The 12,593-nt window shown below is 56.9% G+C and carries 7 protein-coding genes; 1 reads left to right on the top strand and 6 read right to left on the bottom strand.

Going from position 1 to position 12,593, the window contains the following annotated elements; genetic code table 11:
- Position 1: 1 nt before the first annotated feature.
- Positions 2-1,306 carry a homogentisate 1,2-dioxygenase gene (hmgA, locus tag CKW18_RS10690; protein WP_095188762.1) on the bottom strand — a complete coding sequence of 435 codons (1,305 nt, stop codon included), beginning with the start codon at positions 1,304-1,306 and terminating at the stop codon, positions 2-4.
- A 165-nt stretch (positions 1,307-1,471) separates the two neighbouring features.
- Here hmgA and CKW18_RS10685 point away from each other — a divergent pair, with 165 nt between their 5' ends.
- Positions 1,472-2,257 carry an IclR family transcriptional regulator gene (locus CKW18_RS10685; protein ID WP_095188761.1) on the top strand — a complete coding sequence of 262 codons (786 nt, stop codon included), beginning with the start codon at positions 1,472-1,474 and terminating at the stop codon, positions 2,255-2,257.
- A gap of 34 nt (positions 2,258-2,291) precedes the next feature.
- Here the strand turns inward: CKW18_RS10685 and CKW18_RS10680 are convergent, their stop codons facing one another.
- The 5 genes from CKW18_RS10680 to CKW18_RS10660 form a co-directional block, all read right to left on the bottom strand.
- The gene (locus CKW18_RS10680; protein ID WP_095188760.1) at positions 2,292-5,747 is read right to left on the bottom strand and encodes a DUF6543 domain-containing protein; all 3,456 of its coding nucleotides are present in this window, start codon (positions 5,745-5,747) and stop codon (positions 2,292-2,294) included.
- Between the two features lie 178 nt (positions 5,748-5,925).
- Positions 5,926-8,472: a LuxR C-terminal-related transcriptional regulator gene (locus tag CKW18_RS10675; protein ID WP_095188759.1), complete on the bottom strand. Its 2,547-nt coding sequence runs from the start codon at positions 8,470-8,472 to the stop codon at positions 5,926-5,928.
- Between the two features lie 140 nt (positions 8,473-8,612).
- Complete coding sequence (locus CKW18_RS10670) at positions 8,613-9,980, bottom strand: DUF1329 domain-containing protein (protein ID WP_095188758.1); 1,368 nt, start codon at positions 9,978-9,980, stop codon at positions 8,613-8,615.
- A gap of 23 nt (positions 9,981-10,003) precedes the next feature.
- Entirely contained in the window at positions 10,004-11,797 is a 1,794-nt protein-coding gene (locus CKW18_RS10665) for a DUF1302 domain-containing protein (RefSeq protein WP_095188757.1), read from the bottom strand.
- Positions 11,798-12,253: 456 nt separating this feature from the next.
- On the bottom strand, positions 12,254-12,593 hold a 340-nt coding region (locus CKW18_RS10660; protein ID WP_141233058.1), incomplete at its 5' end, for a transposase.

Here is a 12,593-nt window from a genome sequence, read left to right as displayed (position 1 = left end):
GTTATCTCCGGGTCGGGTCGAACGTGGCGGGCAGCGTGGCCCAGCAGGCGTCATAAGTGGATTGCAGTTGCGGGCAGTCGAGGGCGAAACGGCTCGGGCGCAACACCTGACTGGTCTCGAACATGAAGGCCATGGTGTTGTCGATTTTCGAAGGTTTGAGCTCGGCGTTGATCGCCTTGGTGCAGGTCTCACCGTCCGGGCCATGGGCGCTCATGCAGCTGTGCAGCGAGGCGCCGCCGGGCACGAAACCTTCAGCCTTGGCGTCGTATTCGCCTTGAATCAGGCCCATGAATTCGTTCATCAGATTGCGGTGGAACCACGGCGGACGGAAGGTGTTCTCCGCCACCATCCAGCGTGGCGGGAAGATCACGAAGTCGAGGTTGGCCAGACCGTGCACGCTGGTCGGCGACGTCAGCACGGTGAAGATCGATGGGTCCGGATGATCGAAACTGACCGTGCCGATGGTGTTGAAACGGCGCAGGTCATATTTGTAAGGCACGTTGTTGCCGTGCCAGGCGACCACGTTCAGCGGTGAGTGATTGAGTTCGCTACCCCACAACTGGCCGAGGAATTTCTGTACCAGTGTGGTCGGTTGCTGCAGGTTTTCGTAGGCGGCGACCGGGGTCAGGAAGTCACGCGGATTGGCCAGACCGTTGCTGCCGATGGGCCCCAGATCCGGCAGACGCAGCGGCGCGCCGTGGTTCTCGGCAACGTAACCGCGAGCCTGAGGATCGAGTAGCTCGACACGGAATTTCAGGCCGCGCGGCAACACGGCGATTTCCAGCGGCGCCACTTCCAGCACACCCAATTCAGTGGCAATACGCAGCCGCCCGAGTTGCGGCACCAGCAGCAGCTCACCGTCGGCGTTGAAGAACACGCGCTCCATCGAACGGTTGGCGGCGTAGGTGTAGATGCTGATCCCGGCGGGTTTTTCGGCAGCGCAGTTAGCCGCCATGCTGACCAGGCCGTCGATGAAATCGGTCGGCTCGCTCGGGATGTCCAACGGGTTCCAGCGCAGGCGATTGGGGGTCACTTCACCCAACGGGCCGCCCGCCAGTTGCCGCTCCAGTTTGACGAACGCCGGGTGGTTGGCCGACGGCTGGATCCGGTACATCCAGGTACGCCGCGCTTCACTGCGGGTCATGGTGAACGCGGTGCCGGAGAACAATTCAGTGTAAAGGCCGTAGGGAGCTTTTTGCGGGGAGTTCTGGCCAACGGGCAGCGCGCCGGGCAACGCTTCAGAGCTGAATTCGTTGCCGAAACCGGACTGATAAGCCAGCGTCGACGCGGTTGAATCGAGGTTCATGGAGCCTCCTGAACAGGGAGTCGGCAATGGCCCATCGCTCTGGCTCAGAGGTTTCGGCACGCCGGGGTTGTTATTATCGTAATTCGATTACGCATAACGTAATTTGCTCGCCATCCAGCGTCAAGCTATAAAGACGCCCATTCGTTTTCGGATCCCGGCAACACCATGGAAAAAACCAGCGACAGTAACGGCAAACAGAAAGTCCGCTCCGCCGAAGTCGGCACCGACATCCTCAAGGCGCTGGCCGAGTTGTCGCCGTCCACTTCGCTGTCGCGTCTGGCCGAACATGTGCAGATGCCGGCGAGTAAGGTGCATCGCTATTTGCAGGCGTTGATCGCCTCGGGTTTTGCCGAGCAAAACGCCGCCACCAACCATTACGGTCTCGGTCGTGAAGCGCTGCGCGTGGGCCTGGCCGCACTCAACAGTATGGACGTGCTGAAAGTCGCCGCCCTGCCACTGGCCGAGTTGCGCGACGAACTCAACGAAACCTGTTTTCTCGCGGTGTGGGGGAATCAGGGAGCGACCGTTGTGCACATCGAACCGGCGGTGCGTGCGGTGACAGTGGTAACGCAACTGGGTTCGGTGTTGCCGCTGCTCAGTTCCTCGACCGGCCTGGTGTTCAGTGCCTACCTGCCGCATCGGGAAACCGACGAATTGCGTGAGCAGGAAATCGCCGTTGCCGATCATCCGCTGGCCGATGGCAAGGCTTATGCCAGCTTGTGCGAACAGATCCGCGAACGCGGCCTGCATCATGTGCACGGGTTGCTGATGCCGGGTGTGGATGCGTTGTCAGCGCCGGTGTTCAATGCGGTCGGGCAGATCGCTGCGGTGTTGACCATTGTCGGCCCGACCTCACTGTTCCACGCCGACGAAAACGGCCCGGCGGCGCAACGATTGCTCGATGCGACGCGGGCCGTGAGCTGGCGCATGGGTTACGACGCGGCGAACTGATTGACGCTGTTGGCCGCATCCGCTTATCGGGCGGTCAACGCACTGATGTCTTACTACGGCTCGTGACTTGATCTTCTATCAGTTCCTTGAGGAAATCGATCAACTGTTGATCTGGCGTTTTCAGCCCCATTGTTTCGGTAACAAACTGCGCGGCAGTTCGCGCATCTCCGACAATGCTGAGAAACGTTCGCTGAGCGCTTGTGACTTTCTTCGCGGCGCCGCCAGCCGCACTCGCCTTGCCAAGGGTGAACAGGCCGATCAATGCCTCCTTGCCATGGCCCAAGGCTGCCGAGTAATCACCGCGCTGGTACGCGTGCGCTCCGTCATAAAGGCTTTTCATTAACTGAACCGCCACCACGACAGTCCCTACGGGCGGTACCAGAATGCTGACGATATTCGCCACCCTGATCACATTCTCATAGATCAGACCGGTAATGACCTCCGTCAAACTGGTAGTTTTTTCGTCGATATCGTTCAAAACACGGCGAATTCTGTCAGTGTGCAGTTCTCGTAGATCACTCACCCTGCCTGGGTAATAGGGCTTGATCGGAGCAGGAGCATCAACTTTTGCCATTGTAGTGTTGAAAAACTTATCAACCACTTCCTTGTCGATCAACTGAAGGCGATCCAAGTAATACTCTCTGAATGGACTTAAACGATATTGAATGCCGGTAAAGAAATCTTTGACCGCCCGAAACGAAACCCTGTCCGGAGCATCGGGGGTATACATCAAATCAAGAAACCCATTACCGTTCTTTATCCGAAAGATGTAGGCCCCTTCGACAAAACGACTACTAAAATCGGTCAACCCCGTATTGATGTGAAGTTTGTACAAACCTTCATCTAAAATACTATGTACAGCATTTTCATTACCACGCCCCTCACCGACACGGTCAATTATTCTTTGCAGCGCGATGAGAAGCCCATTTGACAGTTTCCCATCAACAAAGCCGGACACTGCATCATAATGCATCTGGCAATGAATTTTTTTTGCGTAGACCGCTCGCCTGAACGCGTAATCCGGGCGGTCTGGCTTCAGATACTCACCCTCGAGCATCTCTGTATATCTATCGCCGGGACGAAATGTTTTCGACAACTGGGATAAGTCCCGGATATCCAGTTCTTTAATTTCCGGATGTCCACCGGACATGTAATAGTACGGATCAAATTTTGTTGCGAAACTGGGATGGCTTGTTTCAAACGAAAGCCCTTCAATCAAAAGATCCGTCAAGCTTCGACGAAAGCTTTCAGCCTGCACAATAATTAAATCCGGATCGATATTGACATTTACCTGACGGGATCCAAGCTCTAGCTGAAGTACCTCCTTCACTGCATCGTAAGTAAATTTTTCAAATGAAGGAAAACCATTTTCCCTTGCTTCTATGGTCGAAATCGCTCTTAACTCCGTATGTAACCGAGCATATCGTCTGCGTCCCTCGACACCCAACTGCCCATAATGATTAGGGGCAATAGCCTTATGCCAGACCACCTCATTCTGATAAGCAACGTTTATATAATCGAATAGTGTTCCGATGCTGCCATTAAACAACTCAGCATGTCGGGTACCGATTTTATACTCATAGCGCAGCGGTGCACGGTTTGCGCCCTGCAGAATTCCGGCATCTTGCAAAGCGTCTGGTCTTATCAACGACGCAGCATAGTCACGATCAGCGCCCAGAGAGGACTCAAACCATTTCTTCATGTCGAAAGCGTTTGCAAACTTTATGAACTCAAACGTTCCTCCAGATGTTCTGAGAAATATAAAGTACGCCTGACTTTCCCGCACATTGAAAACAATCACGTCCTTCAGGGCTGACTCTAAGTACTCCAGCTTCACACCACGGATAAACACCGATGGATGGCGGCCCATCGCGCGCTGAACGATTTCGGCGTCTGCATCAGAGTAATATCCGGACTGGTGAGCGATGAACAACGCAAGCTCCATCTTGCTGTACAAGTGAGTCCAATAGGCTTGCTGAAATTCGCGTGACGGAGCTACCGGAATATTAGCGGTAAACTGCAGCCGCATATTGCGGTTGACTAACCATTGCTCAAGGGCTGCGACAGAAAGCCTGCTGCCGACAGGCGCGCCCTTGATCGTCAGCTTTGCTCGGAAACCTTCGTCGTGCAGGCCGAAAGCAATGAATTCCGTCAGGGTCCGGGTATCTTCCTGTTCAATAGTGCGCCCACCCACCTGCATTGAGTAGAGGCTATGCACTTCAATTTTTTCAGAGTCCAGTGGTTCACCAAATGCACTATTGGTCCAATCGGAAAACGCACGCCTGACATGTTCCTGAAACGAGAAACAGGAATCAAAAACTGCCTGATATTCTGTATCGTAATTATTCTTAGAGTCTTCAAGCGCTATATAGCGACGCTGAATCTCATGAGTGGACTTCAGCAACCAGAGCGGCCAATCCAAGCGCCTCAGCGCATCAAAAACCCGCGTCAAACGGAGTTCTATATCACTGAGCAAAACAAACAGACTCTGATTTTCCTGTAGCCGCTCAGTTAACGGGCGTTCAGAGCGACCACGGTCATGCATCAATATCGAAAGTGTTTCAAGCTGACCTTGCAAATGAGCGCCGGCACTGAGTGAAAAAACACCTTGAGTGACTTTTGGATATTTGACCTGGGTATCAGACACGCCCAAACGAGAGAGGAGCTCTTTATGCAATTGAAGATTGCTCGCAAAAAATTCGAACCCTTTATCCGGGGTATGCAACACATAGTCGGTATTGTCATTGAGCAAATTCATCTGCGAATGCGTGCGCGCCGCATTGTCGAGAATGATACTGGGGCCGCGAGCAGTCAGATATTCCTGTTCCGGTACCACCACCGCGCGATAAACCCCATCGCCGCTGTCCATGCTTAACAGGTCTGAATATCGACTAGCCAGAGCCTCCCTGATACCCATCGTCATCACGGCAAGCGATAGTTCCGCTGCCAGCATCTGAGCGTAGGCTTTTTTAAATTCCTGCTGATTGGTCATCCCTGCCTGCCCAGAGGAATCTGTCGCCGGAGCCGCCCAATAGTTGTTCAGTTCCGAGCGAAGACTGGCCTCAAAAGACCCAAGGGTTGCGGTAACGACACTTTCAACATCGACAATACTGAAACCTGCCACCCTGAATTTATCACTGAAGGTATCCGGAAGGTAATAAACCCCATCGCCCTCGCCGCCCAAATAGTTTGGCACCGTGTTTGTGTCGAGGCAGTAGATCAACACATCTACAAGCGTTCCAGAAGGTCGCCGTTCAATCTGATAATCATCACTTATAACATTGACATACACCTTATCAAGGTCTACCGCTTTCTTACGTCGCTGCAATTCATTTTGCAAAGCCAGACGGGCAACGAAACGCACGGTCGGTATTTTATCGACGATAGAAGAGAGGTGTTTCTGCGCCTGAAGCGCCTTATCCCACTCCTCCGTCCAAGTGACTTTATCACCCTCAGAACCGAGCATTAAACTATTATATGTTTTTTGCATTTTACGCCTTTCCCGTCCAGATTCTCTGGCAGCGACATGCCACCTCAAGATTCAGCGCAAGATAGAGACCTTTGCAAAAAACAAGAAGAACAGCTGCATTTCAAGCTATATACATTGCAGCTTTTCTTAATATCATGAAAAACATGGCAACACGTTCAATTTCCAACATGCAACAACTTTAAATCAGGCCGATCGATTTCGCCTTGGCGACTGCTTGAGTTCTACGGGCGACACCGAGTTTCCCGTTGATTCTTCTTGCATGGGTTTTTACTGTATGTAGCGAAATATACAGTTGCTCGGCAATTTGCTGATTTGATTCACCGCAGGCAATCAAGCTCAACACTTCAAGTTCCCTACGGCTGAGTATCGACTCATCCGCCGAATCAACTCGTGAAGTTGCCTGCGGTATCATCGGGGCTACTATGGGGTGTTCCTGACGCAGCCGCCACTCACGCAAGGCCTGATGCAACTGACAGCGTTCCACCAGAACTTGCGCTTGCTGGAAGGCGTGCTGCGCCAGTGATACATCGCCACTCGATGTGGCGAGTTGCGCGATGACCAGGTGTAATTCGGTTTGCAGATTCAGCATGCCCCTGGCCTGCGCCTGTTTCAACGACTGCTCGATCTGCGACAGGCAGTCGTTGTTCGCGTGTAACTTCACACTGGCACAGGCCAGCAAATACTCGATACGGTCAATAAGTTCCAGTGTCGCGGGGGGCGCCTGAAGGGCCTGCGGTCCACGGTAATGACGCAGCAGCCGTGTCAACGTCTCGTGCGCCAACTCAGCCCGCCCTTGTTGCAGCCAGAACTGACTGCTGACCTGTAACAGCACACCGCGATAAACCGAATCCGGAATCTGCCTTTGTTGCATCACTCGTTCCGCCTCACGCAGTCGCTCGAACGCCAGTGCATAATCGCTGCGGTTGGCCGCTAGCTGCGCCTGCCCCAGATAGCCGTATAGCACGCGTTTGTCCTGGCTGCTCAGGCAGGCTTCCCGGCCAGACTCAAACAACGCTTCAGCCGCCTCATCCTGTCCCATGCACAATGCCAATCGACCGCGACGCAGAGCGATGCGCCCGAGCAGTGGTACCGGCCGCTGCGCGCGCTGGCAGAGTAATAGTTCGACACCGGCGAGCAGACGATCGGCGCGAGCCGGGGCGCCACGCTGCTCCAGCAGTTGCGCATGATCGAGCTCCAGCAGGCCCTCGAACAGCAACGATCCTTGTGCCCGCGCCAGACACAGCGCCACGCGGCTGATAGCGTGAGCCTGTTCCAGTTCGCCACATAGCAACGCCTGTTGGGTCTGCGCCGACAAACACAGCAAGCGCGCCGGCCAGGCGTCGACGGCAAGCTCCGCCAATGCTTGCTGGAAGTGTTCGCGTGCCGGCGCCATTTGCCCTTGTAAATGCAACAGCCAACCCTGTTGCGCCTGCCAGCGCGCGATCAACTGCCGCTCCTGCTGTGCCGAGGGTTGCGGCAGGAACCGCCGCAGATGCGCCATGCACTGCGCCGCTTGTTCGAAACGTCCGGCAAACAACAGTGCAGCCGTCATCAACCCGACCAGTTGCGGAGTCGCCAGTGTCAGCTCTTCACCGCGCAACTCATGCAGGCGCAACATCAACACGACCGTCTGCTCCTCAAACAGATCCTCGAAACTGAAGTTCTGCAAAAGGCTGACCGCTGCTTCGTATTCTTCGGCCAGCAATGCGTGTTCAAAAGCGCTGCGCCAATCCTGCACCGAGGTAAACCATTGGCAGGCCCGACGATGCCATGAGCGCCCAGCCGGCCAGTGTTCCTCGCGCATGACCTGCGCCAGCGGTGGAAAAATCTGCAGCCACTCGCCCGACTCACGCAACGGTTCGATAAAACAACCGCGCGATTGCAGCTCGCGCAAGTAATGCCCGCCCTCGCCAGCCCCAAACAAGTGTTCGCAAAGATCAACGTTGAACTGTGGCATATGCGCGAGCACCCGCCATGCCTCGGCCAACTCCGGCGAGAGATTGGCGAACAGTTCGTGTTGCAGATAATCGGGCAGCGTGTCGACGCGTTGCTGTGGCGGGTTGCCTTGCGCCCAGTCGCACTTTTGCAGCAGCGCCATGCGCACGCCAGCACACCAGCCGCCGGTGCGCTGGACGATACGCCCGGCGACATGCACCGCCTGATCAGGCGACAAGTGCCTGAGCGCCTGAGCAATCTCTGCCTGCGTGAGCGCCAGCGTCGCGCTTTCGCATTCAAACAATTCGCCGTCGAGCAGCAGACGCGGCCAATTACAGTGAGGACGCCGGCGGGTGCCGATCCACCAGGTCAACGCCGGATGACTTAACCCCAACAAGCGATCAAGCAGCGCATCCAGCGCCGGATCGGGCTGACGGCAATAATCGTCGAGCACCAACCAGGTCGGCTGCGCGCAACGCGCCAACGCCATGGACAGCGTCGTTTCGTCACTGTCGGCCAGCCCAAGCAAATGCGCCAGACGCCGACAACACTCACGGACAGTCAACGCGCCCCCTGCCAGGGGCAGCCAGTGCACCACGCAATGTGCAGGCGCCTGCAGCATGCACTCTGTGAGCAGCGCACTTTTACCGCTGCCAGCGGGGGCGCAGAGCAACTTGACCCGCGCCAGCGACTCCAGCAACGGTGCGCTCAGTCGCGGGCGCGGCTGGTGATGGGAAGACAGCCGGGGCAAAAATCCCGGACGATCCAGACACGCAGTCATAGCGGTCATCACAGTGGGCCTTTTTATAGTTATGCGGCAACCCTAGACCTCTCCCGAGTACTTGTTGATGAATATTCAGCACGCTGATCGAGACCCATAAAAAAGGCGACCATGCGGTCGCCTTTTGTTCAGCCTATGTATCGAAAGCGTTACCGCACGCCCTCTGCCCGCAGGGCCGACGGCGTGTAATCGGCAGCCTTGGCTTCGAAGCCGAATTCGAAACTGTGCTTCTCTTCGTTCTTCATGCCCAGGGCAATGTAGCGGCCGGCGATGATGTCGTAGAGCGCTTCGAGGGTGTAGGCCTGAGCCTGGTGATCGTAGTAGTACTGCGCGTGGCCTTCAGCGACACGCCACAGTTGCCCGCGACCGTCATAGTGGTCGGCGAGCGCCACTTGCCAGCTGTCCTCGTCGATGTACATGTGGCGCTTGGCGTAGATGTGCCGCTCGTTTGGCTTGACCGTGCCGATCACCTCCCAGACCCGGTGCAATTCGTAACGGGTCAGGTCCTGGTTGATGTGGCCGGCCTTGACGATGTCGTCGTACTTGAGCTTCGGCGAATCGAGTTTGTAGCTGTTGTACGGAATGTACATTTCTTTCTTGCCGACCAGTTTCCAGTCGTAGCGATCCGGGGCGCCGGAGAACATGTCGAAGTTGTCCGAGGTACGCAGGCCATCGGCTGCGGTGCCCGGCCCGTCATAGGCCACTTGCGGGGCACGGCGAACGCGGCGCTGACCGGCGTTGTAGATCCACGCCAGACGCGGTTCCTTCACCTGATCAAGCGTTTCGTGCACCAGCAGCACGTTGCCGGCCAGGCGCGCCGGGGCCGTTACCGACTGCTTGAAGAAGGTCAGCACGTTGGCGGCTTTTTCCGGATCGATATCCTTCATCAGTTGCGGCACGGCGATCTCTTCTTCGAAGCGGATCGGCGTGTAGCTGCCGTTGGTCTGCGGCGTGACCTGAGTGATGATCCGGCGCAGATTGCCGCCGTGGTAACGAGTGATGTGGTTCCACAACACTTCGACGCCGTTCTTCGGAATCGGGAAAGCGTAATAGCGATTACCGGTGAAATTGGCCAGACCGTTGCCGTCGTTGATGCTGGTGACATTGAGCGCGCTGCGCTTGGCCGACTCATAGATTTCCGGCGGCACGGCGACGGTACGGTGGGTCGGATAGACCGGGATCTTGTAGGTTTGCGGGTAGCGTTTGAACATCGCGACCTGGCCGTCGGAGAGTTTGCTTTTGTACTGGTCGACGTTGGCTGCGGTGATGGTGAACAACGGTTTTTCACTGGCGAACGGGTCGGCAAGGAAGCCTTTGCTGTCCACCGCCCCGGCGTTTTTCGGGATGCCGCCGGTCCAGGCCGGAATCGAGCCATCGGCGTTGCCGGCCTTCTCGGCGCCGAGCGGGGTCAAGCTGGTGCCAAGTTTGTTCGCCTCATCCGGCGACACCGCCGCCATCACGTTGGCCGTCAGCAGACTCAGGGCCAGCACACCGCTTTGCAGAATCATTTTGCGCATTGCTTTCATCCTTCTCGGGCAGATCAGAAGTTCACGCCGAAGCTCAGGGCCACGAAGTCACGGTCTTCGAGGACGTTGTAATCGCCGCCGAAAAAGTCGGTGTAGCTGAGGCTCGCGGTGTAGGTGTTGCGGTAGTCGGCATCGACGCCGACGCTGATCGCTTTCGCACCTTCGTTGAACAAGCCGTTGGGGCCGTAACCGGCGACGTCGTGCGACCACGACAGGTTGGGTTTGAGATTGATGCCGCCGATCACGTTGGCGTAGTCGAGGATGGCCCGGGCGCGGTAGCCCCATGAGGTCGAGGTGACGAAGCCGTCGGTATCGCCGCCGAAACCGTACTGGCCGTACACCGAATCGCGGCCATAACGCAGCTTGCTCCGTGACTCCAGACCGCCGACCCGCACCACCGCCGCTTCACCGACAACGGTCAGCCGTTCGGCGCCCAGGACCTGATCGAAAAAGTGCGTGAGGGTGCTCTGAATCTGCGTGACTTCTTTGCGCCGGTAACCCTTGTTGTCAGCGCCGGGCGACGTCGAGAGTGGCGAAGCGGTGCCGCCGGCAATCGGGTTGAGCAACGCCAGGGTCAGGTCGTTGGTGCTGACCTGCACCGGGGCGTTTGGCCGGTAGCTGATCTCGCCTGTCCACGCGGTGCCGGTGGGCAGCGTGGTGGAGAAACTCGCGCCGTACAGGCGAATGTCTTCCGGGTATTCGAGGTAATACTGGCCACGCCCGAGCATCACGCTCTGCGCCAGTCCCGAACCGCTGCCGGGTGCCAGTCTGTTGGCAATGCCGACCATGCCCGGCAAGGCCGCCAGTGTCGAAAGCCCTGCCGTGGTGGTGCCCACCGTCGGTGTGCGGCTGTGGTAATTCATGAAATAGAGACCGTACTCGGTGTCGTCACCGAGCCAGCGCAACGCCGTACCCCACTGCCCGGAATCCCGCGCATCGCGATCGCCACCACGGGGAATCACCACGCCTTCGCGGGTCACTTGAATGCCTTGGCCAAAAGCTGTGGTCAACGGCACCAACGGCGCAATCGCCGGGCTGCCGACGGTGTAGCCGCTGTTGCAACCGTCCGCCGCCACATCGACGCCGAAGAACGTACCGCAGTTGTCGAGAACGGTCTGATCCCACTCCAGTTGATAGAAGCCTTCGACGGTCAACTGGTCGGTCAGGCCTTGCGAGGCGAACAGCATGTTGACCGGAATCAGCCCTTCCTTGATCTCTGCGCCGGGGCGCCGGAACGCCGACACGTCGATCGGGTTGATGCTGTTGATCGAGTTGCCGATGAAAGTACTTTCACCCCAGCTCACCACTTGCTTGCCAGCGCGCACCGTGCCCGGCAGATCGGCGATGGAATAGTTGTGATAAACGAATGCATCGAGAATCTGCGCGCCGGACGACTTGGCGCCTTCCTTGCGGCCCTTGTCGCTGATCTGTTTGAACTCGCGGTCTTCGTCCTTGAGCTCGAAGTCGTACCAATACTTGCCGCGCACGAACACACCGGTGTCGCCGTACTTCAGTTCGAGATCGTGAATGCCTTTGACGATTTTCGAGAAAGTCTCGCCTTTCTTGAAGTTCAGGCGCCCGTCATCACCGGTCGAGGATTGCCCGGTACCACCGTTGACCGTGCCAACCAGCGACTTGTCGGCATCACGCATGCCCCAACTCGCACCGACCGACAGCGACGAATCGAACGTGCCCTCGATTTCGCCGATGTTGAACGAAACCGCTTGCGCCTGGGCGCAGCAACCCAGAGCCACCGCAGCGGCCAGCGCTTGCGGTGTGAAGATGGCGCGCATTGTTGTTTTTGTCATGCGTCTTCCCCGGTGAGTGACAGAAGGCCCCACCCTACTGCCGCCACCACCGGACGATAAGCGCACCAAGGAGGTATTCACGCTGTCGCTCGAAAGGATGAATGCCCGCACAGCACGGGGCTTTGCGCGATCCATGAGTGAGCTGGATGGACGATCATCAGCGCAGCGCATGGTGCATGCCGGGACACAGCGACTGTTGCATGCTCCGCAACAGTGCATGTCTGGAATCGCTATTTTTCCTACAGGCCGAAGTGCTTATTCTGAGCGGGCTTTCACGGGATACGCCGAAAAGCGCCGAAGCACTGGCCATGAGCAACTCTGGCCATTGCTGACAGATTTCAGATGAATCGACGTGTTCGGTTTATCGCCCCGGTGTTCACTGACGTTGATTTGTAGCTCCTTGATCCAACGTCTTACCTTGGCCGCTGCGTTTGCAGCGGCCTTTTTTATGGTTCTTCACGGATTACCGGGAAAGACGCTCTTGATTTTCATGAAAAAGAATTCGCTATCCCGGTAACCGTACGCCATCCGTTTGATAACCTTTATTCGATTGTTTATGCCTTCCAACTGCCCCGTGTGCATCGGCCAGCGAACCCGGCTGACGATTCCCCGCCAGTAACCCTTTAGCCGTTTGGCGAACAGGATCAGAGCCGGTATCGCGCTTTCATGAGCGTGGCGCAGCCATTGCTTCCAGGCTGATCTCCAGCCCCAGGCGGTACTTGGCGTCCACAGCGTTTTGAGTTCAGCTTTCATCAAGTAGACCGTCATCAACGCTTGGTTGGCCGCCAGCAAATCC

The organism is Pseudomonas sp. Irchel 3E19 (genome assembly GCF_900187585.1).
In the GTDB taxonomy this organism is placed as follows: domain Bacteria; phylum Pseudomonadota; class Gammaproteobacteria; order Pseudomonadales; family Pseudomonadaceae; genus Aquipseudomonas; species Aquipseudomonas baetica.
Note: the sequence above shows the minus strand (reverse complement) of the source record. Positions and strands in the feature narration are given on the sequence as shown.